Source organism: Stenotrophomonas sp. Pemsol (assembly GCF_003586545.1).
In the GTDB taxonomy this organism is placed as follows: Bacteria; Pseudomonadota; Gammaproteobacteria; order Xanthomonadales; family Xanthomonadaceae; genus Stenotrophomonas; species Stenotrophomonas sepilia.
The window spans coordinates 788,707-803,951 of record NZ_CP025780.1; the positions used below are offsets into that span (position 1 = coordinate 788,707).

The 15,245-nt window shown below is 66.7% G+C and carries 15 protein-coding genes; 8 read left to right on the forward strand and 7 right to left on the reverse strand.

Translation table 11 applies throughout. The features are described from left to right. Nucleotides 1-153: 153 nt before the first annotated feature. The 4 genes from PEM_RS03640 to PEM_RS03655 are packed head-to-tail and all read left to right on the forward strand — an operon-like array spanning nt 154 to nt 4,105. The gene (locus tag PEM_RS03640; protein WP_111127844.1) at nt 154-1,059 is read left to right on the forward strand and encodes a TIM barrel protein; all 906 of its coding nucleotides are present in this window, start codon (nt 154-156) and stop codon (nt 1,057-1,059) included. Nucleotides 1,060-1,086: 27 nt separating this feature from the next. Beyond that, entirely contained in the window at nt 1,087-2,772 is a 1,686-nt protein-coding gene (locus PEM_RS03645; RefSeq protein ID WP_111127845.1) for a GMC family oxidoreductase, read from the forward strand. Next, nucleotides 2,772-3,347 carry a gluconate 2-dehydrogenase subunit 3 family protein gene (locus tag PEM_RS03650; RefSeq protein ID WP_005415638.1) on the forward strand — a complete coding sequence of 192 codons (576 nt, stop codon included), beginning with the start codon at nt 2,772-2,774 and terminating at the stop codon, nt 3,345-3,347. The genes PEM_RS03645 and PEM_RS03650 overlap by 1 nt, the downstream gene beginning before the upstream one ends. Beyond that, the gene (locus tag PEM_RS03655) at nt 3,347-4,105 is read left to right on the forward strand and encodes a DUF1080 domain-containing protein (protein WP_065186013.1); all 759 of its coding nucleotides are present in this window, start codon (nt 3,347-3,349) and stop codon (nt 4,103-4,105) included. Before PEM_RS03650 ends, PEM_RS03655 begins: the two co-directional genes overlap by 1 nt. A 10-nt stretch (nt 4,106-4,115) precedes the next feature. Here PEM_RS03655 and PEM_RS03660 read toward each other — a convergent pair whose 3' ends face one another. The 5 genes from PEM_RS03660 to PEM_RS03680 are packed head-to-tail and all read right to left on the reverse strand — an operon-like array spanning nt 4,116 to nt 8,751. After that, on the reverse strand, nt 4,116-4,412 hold the full coding sequence (locus tag PEM_RS03660) for a cytochrome c (protein ID WP_111127847.1): 297 nt from the start codon (nt 4,410-4,412) through the stop codon (nt 4,116-4,118). 18 nt (nt 4,413-4,430) lie between these two features. After that, nucleotides 4,431-5,297 carry a sugar phosphate isomerase/epimerase gene (locus tag PEM_RS03665; protein WP_111127848.1) on the reverse strand — a complete coding sequence of 289 codons (867 nt, stop codon included), beginning with the start codon at nt 5,295-5,297 and terminating at the stop codon, nt 4,431-4,433. 19 nt (nt 5,298-5,316) lie between these two features. Next, nucleotides 5,317-6,441 (reverse strand): Gfo/Idh/MocA family oxidoreductase, encoded by a 1,125-nt coding sequence (locus PEM_RS03670; RefSeq protein WP_111127850.1) that lies wholly within the window; start codon nt 6,439-6,441, stop codon nt 5,317-5,319. Between the two features lie 12 nt (nt 6,442-6,453). Further along, nucleotides 6,454-7,671 carry a nucleoside permease gene (locus PEM_RS03675; protein ID WP_111127851.1) on the reverse strand — a complete coding sequence of 406 codons (1,218 nt, stop codon included), beginning with the start codon at nt 7,669-7,671 and terminating at the stop codon, nt 6,454-6,456. A gap of 27 nt (nt 7,672-7,698) precedes the next feature. After that, nucleotides 7,699-8,751 carry a sugar phosphate isomerase/epimerase family protein gene (locus PEM_RS03680; protein ID WP_111127853.1) on the reverse strand — a complete coding sequence of 351 codons (1,053 nt, stop codon included), beginning with the start codon at nt 8,749-8,751 and terminating at the stop codon, nt 7,699-7,701. A 95-nt stretch (nt 8,752-8,846) separates the two neighbouring features. On the opposite strand from PEM_RS03680, the gene PEM_RS03685 reads away from it, so the two are divergent. From PEM_RS03685 to PEM_RS03700, 4 genes are all read left to right on the forward strand, one after another. Further along, the gene (locus PEM_RS03685) at nt 8,847-9,851 is read left to right on the forward strand and encodes a LacI family DNA-binding transcriptional regulator (protein ID WP_111127854.1); all 1,005 of its coding nucleotides are present in this window, start codon (nt 8,847-8,849) and stop codon (nt 9,849-9,851) included. Between the two features lie 148 nt (nt 9,852-9,999). Continuing rightward, nucleotides 10,000-11,052, forward strand: coding sequence for a sensor domain-containing diguanylate cyclase (locus PEM_RS03690; protein ID WP_111127856.1), 1,053 nt, complete (start codon nt 10,000-10,002; stop codon nt 11,050-11,052). Nucleotides 11,053-11,168: 116 nt separating this feature from the next. After that, nucleotides 11,169-12,194: an AI-2E family transporter gene (locus PEM_RS03695; RefSeq protein WP_095376960.1), complete on the forward strand. Its 1,026-nt coding sequence runs from the start codon at nt 11,169-11,171 to the stop codon at nt 12,192-12,194. Between the two features lie 162 nt (nt 12,195-12,356). Continuing rightward, nucleotides 12,357-14,099, forward strand: a complete 1,743-nt coding sequence (locus tag PEM_RS03700) for a GGDEF domain-containing protein (protein ID WP_111127899.1) — start codon at nt 12,357-12,359, stop codon at nt 14,097-14,099. A 9-nt stretch (nt 14,100-14,108) separates the two neighbouring features. On the opposite strand, the gene PEM_RS03705 is transcribed toward PEM_RS03700, so the two are convergent. Both PEM_RS03705 and PEM_RS03710 read right to left on the reverse strand, forming a co-directional pair. Then, nucleotides 14,109-14,615, reverse strand: coding sequence for a PaaI family thioesterase (locus PEM_RS03705; RefSeq protein ID WP_005415649.1), 507 nt, complete (start codon nt 14,613-14,615; stop codon nt 14,109-14,111). A gap of 37 nt (nt 14,616-14,652) precedes the next feature. Then, on the reverse strand, nt 14,653-15,245 hold a 593-nt coding region (locus PEM_RS03710; protein ID WP_240431585.1), incomplete at its 5' end, for a hypothetical protein.

Sequence of the window (15,245 nt, forward strand, 5' to 3'; positions counted from 1 at the left end):
TTCTTTGTCCGCGATTCCTGCGGAGTTGTGCCCCGCAGCATTGAATTTTCGTGCACCGCAACTTGCAAGCATGCAATTTCCTCCCCTATGGTGCAATCGATTGCATTGCTGTGAATCGTTGCGTTTGATACCGGTTGGGAGGCCGGCAGATGGATGTCCATCCATTCGATCAGACCGGCCCCGGCGACGGGGCTCACGCGGCGCGATGCGCTGCGCCTCGCAGTTGCCGGCAGCATTGGCCTGGGGGCCGTGACGACCGCGGGGGCGTTGCCCGCATTCGCCGCCACTGCACCGCTGAAGGGCAACCTGAAGCACGCCGTGGCCCGCTGGACCTTCCCGCAGCTGTCAGTTGCCCAGCTCTGCGCAACGGTGAAGGACATCGGCTTTGCCGCGATCGACCTGGTCGGCCCCGAAGACTGGCCCACGCTGAAGGCCCATGGCGTCTACAGCTCGATGTGCAACGGCGCGGAGCTGGGCCTTACCAAGGGCTTTGCCGGCCGTGAGTTCCACGACCAGCTGGTAGAGCGCTACACGCGGCACATCGATCTGGTGGCCGATGCCGGTTACCGGAATCTCATCTGCTTCTCCGGCAACCGCAACGGTATGGACCCGCATGACGGCATGGCCAATGCCGAGGCTGGCCTCAAGCGCATCCTCGGGCATGCCGAGAAGCGCGGTGTGGTGCTGGTGATGGAGCTGCTCAACTCCAAGGTCGATCACCGCGACTACCTGTGCGACCACTCGGCCTGGGGCGTGGAGCTGTGCCAGCGGCTCGGCTCGGACAATTTCGGCCTGCTCTACGACATCTACCACATGCAGATCATGGAGGGCGACATCATCGCCACCATCGGCAAGCACCACGCCTGCTTCAAGCATTACCACACCGCAGGCGTGCCCGGCCGGAACGAGATCGGAGACCAGCAGGAGCTCAACTATCCGGCCATCTGCCGCGCGATCCGCGATACCGGTTTCAAGGGGTATCTGGCGCAGGAGTTCATGCCTGCCGCGCCCGATGCCGTTGCTTCATTGCGCGAGGCGATCCGCCTCTGCGACGTCTGAAACGATATCCACCCAGGTGAGAGACCCATGGCAGATAATCACTACGACGCCATTGTTGTTGGCTCGGGAATCAGTGGCGGTTGGGCGGCAAAAGAGCTGACCGAGAAGGGCCTGAAGGTCCTGATGCTGGAACGAGGACGCAACATCGAGCACGTCAAGGACTACGTCAATGCGATGAAGGAAGCGTGGGACTTCCCGCATCGCAACCGTCCGACGCAGGCGATGAAGGTCGCTTTTCCGGTGCTGATGCGCGACTACGGCCTCGCCGAGAACCTGGAAGGAATGTGGGCCAACGAGCAGGACTCACCCTACATCGAAACCAAGCGTTTCGACTGGTTCCGTGGCTACCACGTCGGTGGCCGCTCATTGTTGTGGGGCCGGCAGAGCTATCGCTTCTCCGACCTGGACTTCGAGGCGAACCTCAAGGAGGGCATCGCCATCGATTGGCCGATCCGCTATGCCGACATCGCGCCGTGGTACGACCATGTGGAAAAGTTCGCCGGCATCGCCGGCACGCGCGAGGGACTGGACGTGCTGCCGGATGGTGAGTTCCTGCCGCCGATCCCGTTGAACATCGTCGAGAAGGACGTGGCCGCGCGGATCAAGAAGGCCTTTGGCGGCACCCGGCACATGATCCACTCGCGCACTGCCAACATCACCCAGCCGATGCCCGAGCAGGGGCGCGTAAACTGCCAGTATCGCAACAAGTGCATCCTGGGCTGCCCCTTCGGAGCCTACTTCTCCACCCAGTCGGCGACGCTGCCGGCGGCGATGAAGACCGGCAACCTGACCCTGCGGCCGTTCTCGATCGTCAAGGAAGTGCTCTACGACAAGGATCGCAAGCGCGCGCGTGGCGTGGAGGTGATCGACGCCGAGACCGGGCAGACCTATCAGTACACGGCCAAGGTCATCTTCCTCAATGCATCGTCCTTCAACTCGACCTGGCTGCTGATGAACTCGGCCACCGATGTCTGGGAGGGGGGGCTGGGTTCTTCGTCGGGCGAGCTGGGGCACAACGTGATGGACCATCATTTCGGTGCGGGCGCCTCGGGCCGGGTCGAGGGCTACGAAGACAAGTACTACTTCGGCCGCCGTCCGTGCGGCTTCTACATTCCGCGGTTCCGCAATGTCGCCGCCGACAAGCGTGGCTACCTGCGCGGATTCGGCTACCAGGGCGGTGCCAGCCGCACCGGCTGGTCGCGCGAGATCGCCGAGCTGAACATCGGTGCCGACCTGAAGGAGGCGCTGACCGTGCCGGGTGACTGGCGCATCGGCATGACCGGGTTCGGTGAAATGCTGCCGCACCACGACAATACGATCCGCCTGGACCGCGACCGCAAGGACAAGTGGGGGCTGCCGGTGCTGGCGATGGACGTTGCCATGCGTGCCAACGAACTGGCGATGCGCAAGGACATGGCCGCTGACGCCGCCGAGATGCTGGAGGCGGCCGGGGTCAAGGACGTGAAGATGCACGACAACGACTACGCTCCGGGCAAGGGCATCCATGAGATGGGGACTGCGCGTATGGGACGGGACCGGAAGAGCTCGGTATTGAACGCGCACAACCAGGTGTGGGATGCGCCCAATGTGTACGTCACCGACGGTGCCTGCATGACCTCCAGCGCCTGCGTGAATCCGTCGCTGACCTACATGGCGCTGACCGCGCGCGCGGCCGACCACGCGGTACGCGAACTGAAAGCGGGGAACCTGTGATGGATCGCCGCGAACTGCTGAAGATGATCGTCGCCGCCACCGGTGCGGCGATGGTTGGCCTGCCAGCGCTGGTGCATGGCAAAGCACCAGCGGCCGGGATGATGGCCGCGTTCTCCGATGCCGAAATCGGCACGCTGGACGAGATTGCCGAAACCATCCTGCCGCGGACCCGGACACCCGGGGCGAAGGACGCGGGCGCCGGTGCGTTCATGGCGACGTTCGTCAGCGACTGCTACACCGCCAGGCAGCAGGCGGTGTTCCGCGCCGGGCTGGCGGACATCGACAAGCGTGCCGGTGGCCGCTTCGTGTCGCTCACGCCGGAGGCGCGCACCGGGTTGCTGCGTACACTGGATGCCGAAGCCAAGGCGCGCAATGCAGACGTGACCGAGACCGGAACGCCCGAAGAGGGCGAAGCCATGCCGCATTACTTCACGATGATCAAGCAGCTGGCCATCTTCGGCTTCTTCACCTCCAAGGTCGGTGCGACCGGGGTGCTGCAGTACGTCGCCGTGCCGGGGCGCTACGACGGTGACCTCGCCTATGTCCCCGGCACACCTGCCTGGGGGACCAGCTGATGGACACCAACCTGATGATCCGCCCTGCGTTGATCACCGCCGGCCTGCTGGCTGCTGCATCTGCGTTCGCACAGGATAATGCCGACGCTGTGCGTGACCCGAAGAAGACGGAAGTGTGGACCCCTGTGCCCGCGACCGTGGCAACGCCACCTGGCAAGGCACCGTCCGATGCGATCGTGCTGTTCGATGGCAAGGATGTCTCCGCGTGGGAGGCGGAGCAGGGTGGCCGCGTGCCCTGGAAGGTTGCCGGAGGCGCCATGACGGTTGTTCCGGGCAGCAAGGGCATCCGCACCCGGCAACGCTTCTGCGATGTCCAGCTGCATGTCGAGTGGCGAACGCCCACCGAAACGAAGGGCTTCGACGGCCAGAACCGGGGCAACAGCGGGATCTTCCTGCAGGAACTGTATGAACTGCAGGTGCTCGACAGTTACCACAACCCGACCTATGCCAATGGCCAGGCGGGTTCCATCTACAAGCAGGCCATGCCACGGGTGAACGCCTCGCGCGCACCGGGCCAGTGGCAGGTCTACGACATCATCTGGAAGGCCCCGCGCTTCTCGCCGGGCGGCGGCCTGACGTCGCCCGCACGGATCACCGTGCTGCACAACGGCGTGCTGGTACAGGACGACACCGTGCTGGCGGGCAGGACCGAATACATCGGTGCGCCTTCGTACGCACCGCATGGGTGCGCGCCGCTGTATCTGCAGGAACATGACTCCAAGGTCAGCTACCGCAACATCTGGGTGCGCGAGCTGTAGCGCTCACCGGCTACTTCGCCAGGTAGCTGGCGATGTCATCGATCTCCTGCTGTGACAGCTGCGGGAAGGGTGGCATCAGGCCGCCGCCCTTCCTGATCCTGTCCTTGACCTGGGCGGGCTGCAGCCGCTTGCCGACATCGGTGAGCGCCGGGAACGTCGGTGGTACCCCGGTGCGTTCAGCACCGTGGCAGGCAGTGCAGTGCTGGGCGTAGAGTTTCGCACCCGCGGCCGAGTCGTCCTTGGCCCACGCTGCCGTCGCAACGTTCATGCCGCCCAGGGCCACGGCCACTGCCAGGATCATTTTCATGTGGGGCTCCTTGATGCGTCAGCGATGGGCGCGGGTGGGCGGGTTGGTAGTCAGGTGTTCACGCAGGTAGTCCGCGCCGGCCTGGATGACCTTGGCGGGGTCGCGTGGCTGGTCGTGTTCGACGATGTACCACTGCACGCCAGCGTTGGCGGCGGCTGGCAGGATCGCGTTCCAGTCCAGCACGCCCTGGCCGACCGCAGCGAATCCACCTTCGTCTTCGGCCTGGCCCTTGGGCGCATTGTCCTTGGCGTGTACCGCAAATACGTGGCCGCGGAACTTGCCAAGCATCACGGCCGGGTCCAGGCCCGCGCGCGCGACCCAGGCCAGGTCCAGTTCGGTCTGCAGCTCGGGGCCGGCGGCGTCGAACAGCAGCTCCAGTCCGGTTCTGCCATTGAAGTCGACCAGCTCGAAGTCGTGGTTGTGGTAGGCCAGCTGCATCCCCCTGCCGCGCACCTGCCTGGCAATCCGGCCCAGCTCCCGTCCCAATGCGGTCCAGCCGGCGGCATCGCGCGGGCGGTCCTTCTGGTCCAGGTAGGGCACCACCAGCGTGCTGTTGCCAATCGAGCGGTTGAAGGCCACCACGGCATCCAGGTTGTCGCGCAGCTCGGCCAGCTGAACGTGCGACGAAACCGCTTTGATCGAGTAACGGTCCAGCAACTGTTTCAGTTCCGCAGCGCTTGCATTCTGAGTACCGACGGTTTCCACCGCACGCACGCCCGCGTCGTGGACGATCTTCAGCTGTTGGTCAAGCGGGCCGGCGTTGCGCAGCGTGTACATCTGCACGGCGATGGGCTTCTGCGCACCGGCTGTGTTCCCTGCGAAGGCGGGCAGGACTGCGAGCAGCAGCAGGACGAGGGTTGCAGTTCTACGGACAGGGATGTTCATCAACAGATCCTCCCGGGATTCAACCGATGGTGGTCCAGGTGCGTGACCTGGCCGATGCAATGACACGATCAACGATCCGCGCCGAGCGCAGGCCGTCTTCGAAGGTGGGCAGGCCCTGCGGCCGCTCGCCTTCAATGGCGCGATAGGTGTCGGCCACGAACGCTTCGAAGCACTGCCCGTAGCCCTGCGCGTGCCCCGCTGGCAGCGGCGACAACCGGCGTTGTTCGGCGCTGCCGGCGCCCGGGCCGCGCACGAAGATTTCCTCGCGCTGTTCGGGCAGGCCGATCCACAGCCGCTCGGCATCCTCCTGGTTGAACGCCACGCTGGCGTTGGCGCCGTCGATCTCGAACCAGAGCCGGTTGTGGCGTCCGGCCGAGACCTGGCTGACCGTCAATGACGCCAGCGTGCCCGCGCCGGTCCTGAACATCGCTGCGGCCACGTCCTCGCTCTCGACCGCTTGCTTTGCGCCGTCTGTCGCCGGCGTGCTGAAGCTCTGGGAGGTGGTTGCGCTGCGTTCGGCGATCACCGTGGCAAACGCCGCGTTCACTTCGGCGAAGCACTCGCCGCTGACCCATTCAACCAGGTCGCACCAATGCGACCCGATGTCAGCGAACACGCGCGATGTACCACCCAGTGCCGGGTCAACCCGCCAGTTGTTGCTGGCCGGGTCCAGCAGCCAGTCCTGCAGGTAGCTGCCATGGATCAGGTGCAGTGGCCCCAGGTCGCCCTGCGCGATGCGTGCACGTGCCTCGCGGACCACCGGGTGGTAGCGGTAGACGAAGGGGACGGTGGCGACCAATCCGGTCGAGGCGGCCAGCGCCGCCAGCGCCTGCGCATCGTCCAGCGTCGTCGCCAACGGTTTCTCGCAGATCACGTGCTTGCCGGCTTCCAGTGCGGCCTGCGCCATCGTGCGGTGCAGATGATTGGGCGTGCAGATGTGCACGACCTGTACCTGGGGATCAGCGACGACGTCCTCGATATCGCGATAGGCGCGCGGGACATTCCACGCGTGCGCCACCTCGCGCGCGCGCTGCGGCGACGAGGCGGCCACGCCGCGCACCTCGGCGCCAGCCAGCAGTGCCGCGCGGCGATGCACCGCACCGATCATGCCGGTACCAATGATGGCGATTCCAAGCGGGGGCATCGGCCGGTCTCCTCAGGCGGTGGACGACGCGGCCGCAGCTACCGGGCGGTCGCGGAACAGCAGCAGGAAGGCGATCAGCACCACCAGTGCGACGCCGGCCGGGAACAACCAGATCTGCTGCCAGTCCGGGCCCGCTGCAGTGGTGAAGTGCTCCACTACCGCGCCGGACAGGAAGGTGCCGATCAGCATGCCCACGCCATAGGTGGCCAGGGTGATGAAGCCCTGCGCGCTGCTGCGCGCGGCGGGGCCGGCGTGGGCATCGGTGTAGATCTGGCCGGTGACGAAGAAGAAGTCGTAGCAGATGCCATGCAGTACGATGCCGATCACAAGCAGGGAGAAGCCACTGCCCGCATCGCCGAAGGCGAACAGCGCGTAGCGCACGACCCAGGCCGCCATGCCGACCGCCAGCATGGTCTTCACCCCCAGCCGCACGAACAGGAACGGCATGGCCAGCATCAGCAGCACTTCGGAGACCTGGCCCAGCGACTGCAGTCCGGCGGCGCCGTGCACACCGAGGTCGTTGAGATACGGATTGGTGAAGTTGTAGTAGAACGACAGCGGGATGCAGATGGCGATGGAAGCCAGGAAGAACACCAGGTAGGCGCGCGACTTCAGCAACCGCAATGAATCCAGCCCCAGGATCTGTCCCAGCCCGGCATCGCGCTGCTGCGCCAGCGGCGGCGTGTGCGGCAGGGTGAACGCATACAGGCCCAGCACCAGCGATGCCAATGCGGCCATGCGGAAGGTCAGTTCAAGCCGGTGCGCCTGTTCCCAGCCCAGCCAGCCGATCAGCACCCCGGCGATGATCCAGCCGATGCTGCCGGCCACGCGTACCAGCGGGAACTGCTTCTCCGGCGATTGCATGTGCCGCATGGCGACGCTGTTGGCCAGTGCCAGCGTCGGCATGAACAGCAGCATGTAGCCCATCACGCAGGCGGAGAACATGCTGAAGCTGGTGGCGGTGGACGCCAGCCACATCAGCACCGCGCCGGCCAGGTGCAGTATCGCCAGGATGCGCTGCGCCGCGAAGTAGCGGTCTGCGATCAGGCCGACCAGGAACGGCGCCACGATGGCGCCGATGGACTGGCTGAGGAACGCCGTTGCCACCTGGCTTGCGCTGGCCTGCAGCGGGCCCTGTACCAGGTAGGTACCCAGGGTGACGAACCACGCCCCCCAGATGAAGAACTGCAGAAACATCATCGCGCCCAGGCGCGACATGGCGTGCGTCATGGCTTGCCCTCCCGGGGCGGTCGTGGCTCAGATTCCCAGCATGCGGCGCAGTGATCCAGCGTCCGCGGCGCTCCCGGCAAAGTCGTCGAAGGCGCGTTCGGTTACATGGATGATGTGATCGCGGATGAAGGCGGCACCCTCGCGCGCGCCGTCCTCCGGGTGTTTCAGGCAGCATTCCCACTCCAGCACCGCCCAGCCGGGGAAGTCGTACTGGGCGAACTTCGAGAAGATCGCCTTGAAGTCGATCTGGCCGTCACCGGGTGAGCGGAACCGGCCCGGACGATCGATCCAGTCCTGGTAGCCGCCATACACGCCGCTGCGCGCGCTGGGGCGATACTCCGCGTCCTTGACGTGGAAGATGCCGATGCGGGCGTGGTAGCGGTCGATGAAGCCGAGGTAGTCCATCTGCTGTAGCAGCAGGTGGCTGGGGTCGTACAGGATCTTCGCGCGGGGATGATGGTCGACCTCATCGAGGAAGCGCTCGAAGGTCGCGCCGTCGTGCAGGTCCTCGCCGGGATGGAGTTCGAAGCACAGGTCCACGCCGCAGGCGTCGAACACATCCAGGATCGGGCGCCAGCGACGGCCCAGTTCGGCGAAGGCTTCTTCCACCAGGCCCGGCGGGCGCTGCGGCCACGGATAGAAGTAGGGCCAGGCCAGCGCACCGGAGAAGGTGGCGTGCGCGGTCAGCCCCAGGCGCTGGCTGGCCTGCGCGGCGAGCCGCAGCTGCTCCACGGCCCAGGCCTGGCGCGCGGGCGGGTTGCCGCGCACGTCTACGGGTGCGAATCCGTCGAACAGGCTGTCGTAGGCGGGATGGACCGCGACCAGCTGCCCCTGCAGGTGGGTCGACAGTTCGGTGATCTGCAGGCCGTGCCCGGCCAGCATGCCGGCAACATCGTCGCAGTACGCCTGGCTGCGTGCCGCCGCGGCCAGATCGAACAGGTGGGGCGCGGAGGTGGGAACTTGTACGCCAGAATAGCCCAGACCCGCGGCCCATCCGGCCAGCGTGTCCAGCCGATCAAAAGGAGCTGTGTCGCCGATGAACTGCGCCAGGAACAGCGCTGGACCCTTGAGCGTCTTCAACGTGATTCGCCCTCGATGCAATCGATTGCATTATCCTAGCAGGGGCGCACGCAGGACCTGTTGTGCACTGCACAGCGGACAGGAGAACTAACGCCATGGCCACCATCTACGACATCGCCAGGCACGTCGGCGTCTCCGCAGGCACGGTGTCACGGGCGCTTTCCCGGCCGGACAAGGTGCTGCCGGCCACCCGTGCGCGCATCGAGCAGGCCGCCGTCGCATTGGGCTATGTGCCCAACACGGTGGCCCGCACGCTCAAGACCCAGCGCAGCGGCAAGATCCTGGTCACCGTCCCGGACATCGCCAATCCGTTCTTCGCACAGATCCTGCAGGGTGCGGAGGAGGCCGCGCAGGCGGTCGGCTACGCGGTTCTGCTGGGCGATACCCAGCATCAACCCGATCGTGAGGAGCGCTACGCGCAGATGCTACGGCGCAACGAGGCAGACGGCATGATCGTGCTGGGCCATCGCCTGCCACCGACCGCGCGCGAGATCGTCGAGCAGCGCGGCGCAGCTGCGCCGGTGGTCAATGGATGCGAGTTCGACCCCGCACTGGGCATCCCCAGCGTCCATATCGACAACGCGGCCGCCGCACGCGCGGTGATGGAGCACCTGTACGGCCTGGGGCACGAACGGATCGCCGTGGTCGGCGGGCCACCTGACAACCCCCTGCACCAGCAGCGGCTGGAAGGGGTCCGGGCCGCCGGCAAGGCGCGGGGTCGCCTGCGCCAGCTGAGCATCGTGCCCGGGGACTTTTCCGTTGAGTCCGGGCATGCGGCGGTGATGGCGCTGCTGGATGGCACGCCCGTGCCGACCGCGGTGTTCTGCTTCAGCGACCAGATGGCACTGGGGGCACTGGCGGCCTGTCGCGACCGGGGCATCCGCGTTCCGGAAGCGCTCTCCATCGTCGGCTTCGACGACCTGGCCTCGTCGCGTTACCTCACCCCGCCGCTGACGACCATCCAGCAGCCGATGCGTGAAATCGGCGAGCGCGCGGTCAACCTGCTGCTCGCCATCATTGAGCAGGTCGATGTACCGCTTCAGCAGACGCTGGAGTTCAGCTTCATGCTGCGCGGTTCGACAGCGGCGCCTGGGCGGTAGCGGAGGCGAGGCAGGGCAGCCGGAGCAGGGCGGCCGGCCCGCGCGTCGTCCCGCGACCTTGATCCCGAATTGACGCAAAGCTGTCAGACTCATCGCAGGCAGCCCGGCAAGGGCCGTAGCAGCGGGTGTGATCGCGCAGGGGGGGGCAATGCCATTCTTTACCGATTCGGCGGAAGGCGCGGTCGAAGGCATTGGCGCGGCACGTCGCATCGGCTGGATGCGTTTCGTCGGCAATGGGCTGGGGGCGATCCCCATCGCTTCGATCATCCTCGAGCGCCACGATGGGCCGCTGGCATGGGCCCTGCTGCTGCTCAACGCGCTGGCGTGGCCTGCGCTGGCATTGAAGCTGACCCAGCGCTCCGGCCAGCCCGCCCTCGTCCAGTTCCGCTGCATGGTGGCCGACTCCTTGTTCGGCGGTGGCTGGATCGCCTTCATGGCATTGAGCGCGGTGCCCAGTGCACTGTTCGCCGCACTGCTGGTGGCCGACAAGATCGCTGCCGGTGGCGTTCGCCTGGCGATGCGCGCCACGCTGGCCCTGCTGGTGGGCTTTGCGCTCACCTGGTGGGCGCTCGGCTTCCCTTACCAGCCGGTCACCTCGCAGCGCACGATCATGCTGAGTGTCCCGTTCCTGTTCGTGTATGGCATCGGCCTGAGCATTCTCAGCTGGCAGCTGGCGCGCCGGGTCAAATCGCAGAACCGCCAGCTGCAGCGTCTCAGCCGGATGGACCCGCTGGTCGAGCTGGCCAACCGCGGCTTCCTGATCCTGCGTGCGCAGCAGGCGCTGGACCGGGCACAGGGCCAGGGCGGCTTTGCCTGCCTGCTGATGCTCGATGTGGACGACTTCAAGCGCATCAATGACTCGCACGGCCACCGCGCCGGTGACGAGGTGCTGCGGCATATCGCGGCGACATTGCGCACCGTTGCCCGCCCAGGTGATACGCCCGCGCGGCTGGGGGGCGATGAGTTCGTCGTGCTGCTGCGCGACTGCGCGCCCGTCGATGCGATGCACGTGGCCGAGCGGGTGCGCCTGCACCTGCTCGAGGCTGCGCGGCAGGCCACGCCGGGGGTGGAATTCAGCGTCAGTATCGGCATTGCGGCCACGCCGCGTGGCGGCAGTGTCGAGGACTGGTTGGCACTGGCCGACCGCGCGCTGTACCACGCCAAGCGCCAGGGCAAGAACACCGCCAGCTACGGCGAGTGAGCGCGCGTGGGGACGGCACGGCTGCCGCCGAACGCGGATGAAATGCCCATTCATCCTGCACGCGGAATCAGCACGCCAATCCTCTACCATGGGCCACCCCGCCCGGACGCGCTCCCATGCAAGACGCTCTCGTTGCCCAGCCCAAGCCCCCCATCCCAAGGATCGCGGCATGGCTGATGATGCTGCTGGGCATGTGGCTGGCGCTGAAACTGGGCCTGGTGGTCACCCTGCTGTCCGGCCTGCTGGTGTTCCAGCTGACCCACCTGCTGGCCTCCACCGTGGAAGGCAGGCTGCCGCCGGGACGCGCACGGGCGATCGCAGTGATCGTGCTGTCGGCGATCATCATCAGCGCGCTGGTGCTGGCCGGGATCGGCGTGGCCTCGTTCTTCCGCAACGAGACCGGTGGCCCGGACGCTTTGCTGGCGCGCCTGATGGAGATCCTCAACACCTCGCGGCACCAGGTGCCGGCGCTGCTGCAACCCTACATTCCCGAAGACATGCCAGCGCTGCGCGCGGCGCTGAACGACTGGGCCGCCGAGCATCAGCGCCAGCTGGGCGTGGCCGGTACCTCGGTGGTCCAGGTGGGTGTGCGCGTACTGATCGGCATGGTGCTGGGTGCGATGATCGCACTGTATGACGAACTGCCGCTGCCGAAGCTGGGTCCGCTGGCGCAGGAGCTGGTCGGGCGCACCAGCCGCCTGGCCACCGCGTTCCGTCAGGTGGTGTTCGCGCAGGTGAAGATCTCGCTGCTCAACACCGTGTTCACCGCGATCTTCCTGCTGGGCGTGCTGCCGTTGTTCGGCGTGCACCTGCCGCTGTCCAAGACCCTGGTGCTGATCACCTTCCTGGCCGGCCTGCTGCCGGTGGTGGGCAACATCATCTCCAACACGATCATCACCATCGTCGCACTGTCGGTCTCGTTCTATGTGGCGGTGGCGGCGCTGCTGTACCTGATCGTGATCCACAAGCTGGAGTACTTCCTCAACGCGCGCATTGTGGGTGGCGAAATCCAGGCGCGGGCCTGGGAGCTGCTGCTGGCCATGCTGGTGATGGAGGCGGCCTTCGGCCTGCCGGGCCTGGTCGCCGCGCCGGTGTTCTATGCCTACGTGAAGCGCGAACTGGTCGACCAGCGCTGGATCTGACGCGGCGGGGCATGACGTATTTGTCCCGATTCGAGCGTCCGCGCGGCCTTGTCGGTGCGTTCGCGGCGCGCACGGTGTACCCACGGCCACGGTTGGCCCGTCAGCGGCTTGGCGCCTGTGCAGGCGGCCGCTACAGTGTTCCGCACGACAGGGGAAATGTGCATGGCCCGCAAGGCGTCGCCCATCGGATTGCGGACCTGGGTCTGGATCCTGGCCGGGCTGTTCGTAGTCTGTACGCTGCCGCTGATGGCCATCGCACTGGTGCAGGGCACGCTGCGCTTCACCGCCGCCGAGGACAACCTGGTCAGCCTGCGCCGGCTGCAGCAGACCTTCGATCTGGCCAACCGGGTGTCGGCCGAGCGCGGCCCCGCCAACAGCCTGCTGGGAGCCAATACGGCCGATGCGGCCGAACAGGCCCGGCTGGCCGCGCAGCTGGCGGTTGCGCGCAAGCGGGTCGACACCGCCCTGCTGCAACTGGACACCGTGTTCAAGGCCGATCCCGGCGTGGTCGGCGAACATGGGCTGTTGACCGACGTGCAACGTCGCCTGCAGTCGGGGCGGGCCGCAGTGGACCAGGTGGCGGCACAGCCGCACGACGCGCGCCGGGTGGAAGACGTGGAGCGCGCGATCAGCAGCATGTTCGCCGTGGTCGATCGCCTGCACGTGTTGACCTCGACGCAGATCGGCGTGCTGGTCAGTGCCGACCGCGAAGCGGCGATCCCGGCAATGCAGGGCCAGGTGCTGATCGACCTGCGCGAGCATGGCGGCCGCCTGGCCTCGAACGTGATGGCGCCAGTGGCGGTACCGGGGGCCTGGCGTGACGAACAGGTGCGGGCGGCATTGCAGACCGAAGGCCGCCTGCTGGAGCTGTGGCGGCTGGCAGGCAGCCATGAAGCCGTGTTCCGCAGCGATCCGACGCTGTCCTGGCATTGGGACATGGCACGCCGCCAGTTCTTCGGCGAATCGCTGCCGATGATCGAACAGCTGATCGAAGATGGCCGGCGGGGCGTGCCGCCGCCGTGGACCGCCGCCGAGTTCACCACGCGCTACGTGCCGACCCTGCGGTCGCTGGAAGCGCTGCGTGATGGTTACCTGAGCGTGTCCATCGCCCGTTTCGAGCGCACCCGCAACCGCGAAGCGACGCGCCTGGTGGTGCTGGTGGCGACGGTGCTGGGCACGCTGGTGGTGCTGGGCGTGGCGCTGCGCATCGCCCATCTGCAGATCCTGCGGCCGCTGCTGCAGGCGCAGAAGCAGGTCATCCAGATCGCCTCGGAAGCCCCCGGCCCGGAGCAGCATGTGACCCACCCGCTGTCCGAGATGCAGCGCCTGTTCGATGCCATCGAAGTGCTGCGCGAGAAGTCGCGCGAGCGCTCGGCATTGACCAGCGAGCTGCGCCAGCTGGCCGGCACCGATGAGCTGACCGGGCTGTTGAACCGGCGCGCGCTGGACGAGTTGGTGCAGCAGCGTCATGCCGACGGCGGCAACAGTGCGGTGGTGATCCTGCTGGATGTCGATCGCTTCAAGGCCATCAACGACGGCCATGGGCATGATGCGGGCGACCAGGTGCTGGTGCAGGTGGCGCAGCTGCTGCAGCGCCACCTGCGCCGCAGCGACAGCATCGCCCGCTACGGTGGCGAGGAGTTCCTGGTGCTGCTGGCCGACGGCGACCTGGCCGGCGGACGCCAATTGGCCGAGTCGCTGCGCATGGCACTGCGGCAGCTGGACATCGCACTGGCCGGTGGCAACGTGCTGCGGGTCACTGCAAGCTTCGGCGTGGCCGAGGGGGGCACCGATGCGCTGGGCTGGCGCACCCTGCTGCGTGCCGCCGACGCGGCCATGTACCAGGCCAAGGCGCAGGGCCGCGACCGCGTGCGGGTGTCCGGCGGCGGCCGCAACGCACGTTGAGGACACGCATCAGCCGATCCGTGCATGCACGCGGCGCAGCGTGCGCGCGATCATCCGTCGCGCGATGGGACGCGGCACCGAGAACCCGCGCCAGCGCAGCGCACCCACCCGGAAGGTGGCGCTGGCGGTGGCCAGTACCTTGCCGGCCGGGTCAGTCAGCCAGCCACGGGTGAAGGCGATGCTGCCCTTGCTGTGCTCGACTTCGCCCCAGCCGATGATCCGCCCCGGCCGCGCCGGGTTGACGAAACTGGTCTTGGATTCCACCGTGACCGCGATGCGGTTGGCTGGCAGGGTGGCGTAGATCGCCGGTCCCATGCAGTCGTCCAGCATCGCTGACAGGAATCCGCCCTGCACGTTGCCCATTGGGTTGGTGAGCACCGTCCCGGCGTCGAACTCGACCTGGATGCGACGCAGTGCATCGTCATAGCCGACGAAGCGCCAGCCGAGCAGGGTGCCGGCCTGGGAACGTGGAAGATCACCGTTGACCACGCTGTAGAAGATCGATTCGGGATTCATCGTGGAGCCTCGTGGGGGGAGGGGAGAGAAAGGGAACTCACCGCGGTAGCGACAACAGGGCCAGTACGAATCCAATGACGGACAGCAGCACCACTGCGGCGCCAGCGGGCACCGGTGTACGTGCACCGGTGCGTCTTCGCACACCCGAAGCGACCAGGACCGGCGGCAGCGTGGCGACCAGGCAGAACAGTTGGAACGCCAGCAGCTGCGGCAGTGCGAAGTGACCGCCGAAGAAGATCAGCCAGGCCAGCATCACGCCGGCGCCGGCCAATGCGATCCAACCGGCGCCGACCACGCGGATGAGTGCCATCAGCAGCACCTGCATGCGCGGTTCGATCTCTGCCCACGGCACACCCACCGCCTGCCCGTGGTAGGGCATGAAGTCGGAACGTTTCAGATAGGCCGCAGCAAACAGCGAGACAATGAAGAACGCCAACAGGTAGCAGCCGAACGCGAGCCAGGCGAACAGATCCATGTGGAGGCCATGCGGTTGCGAAGGAGTCGCCGCGCGCATGCCGGCTGCCATGCCGGTCGTGCCACGGGGTTGCGCGATTCTCCGGCAGCCCCCTGTTAGCTGTGTAAACCCACCACGTTGTTCAGCGGGATTCTGGAAATAGGCGGCTGGCTGCC

Bases quoted from the DNA above. Each gene is read 5' to 3' on its own strand.
- PEM_RS03690 (WP_111127856.1), top strand. From the start codon at position 10,000: ATGCCATTCTTTACCGATTCGGCGGAAGGCGCGGTCGAAGGCATTGGC.
- PEM_RS03645 (WP_111127845.1), top strand. From the start codon at position 1,087: ATGGCAGATAATCACTACGACGCCATTGTTGTTGGCTCGGGAATCAGT.
- PEM_RS03695 (WP_095376960.1), top strand. From the start codon at position 11,169: ATGCAAGACGCTCTCGTTGCCCAGCCCAAGCCCCCCATCCCAAGGATC.
- PEM_RS03670 (WP_111127850.1), bottom strand. From the start codon at position 6,441: ATGCCCCCGCTTGGAATCGCCATCATTGGTACCGGCATGATCGGTGCG.
- PEM_RS03640 (WP_111127844.1), top strand. From the start codon at position 154: ATGTCCATCCATTCGATCAGACCGGCCCCGGCGACGGGGCTCACGCGG.
- PEM_RS03650 (WP_005415638.1), top strand. From the start codon at position 2,772: ATGGATCGCCGCGAACTGCTGAAGATGATCGTCGCCGCCACCGGTGCG.
- PEM_RS03665 (WP_111127848.1), bottom strand. From the start codon at position 5,297: ATGAACATCCCTGTCCGTAGAACTGCAACCCTCGTCCTGCTGCTGCTC.
- PEM_RS03655 (WP_065186013.1), top strand. From the start codon at position 3,347: ATGGACACCAACCTGATGATCCGCCCTGCGTTGATCACCGCCGGCCTG.
- PEM_RS03675 (WP_111127851.1), bottom strand. From the start codon at position 7,671: ATGACGCACGCCATGTCGCGCCTGGGCGCGATGATGTTTCTGCAGTTC.
- PEM_RS03660 (WP_111127847.1), bottom strand. From the start codon at position 4,412: ATGAAAATGATCCTGGCAGTGGCCGTGGCCCTGGGCGGCATGAACGTT.
- PEM_RS03700 (WP_111127899.1), top strand. From the start codon at position 12,357: ATGGCCCGCAAGGCGTCGCCCATCGGATTGCGGACCTGGGTCTGGATC.
- PEM_RS03705 (WP_005415649.1), bottom strand. From the start codon at position 14,615: ATGAATCCCGAATCGATCTTCTACAGCGTGGTCAACGGTGATCTTCCA.
- PEM_RS03685 (WP_111127854.1), top strand. From the start codon at position 8,847: ATGGCCACCATCTACGACATCGCCAGGCACGTCGGCGTCTCCGCAGGC.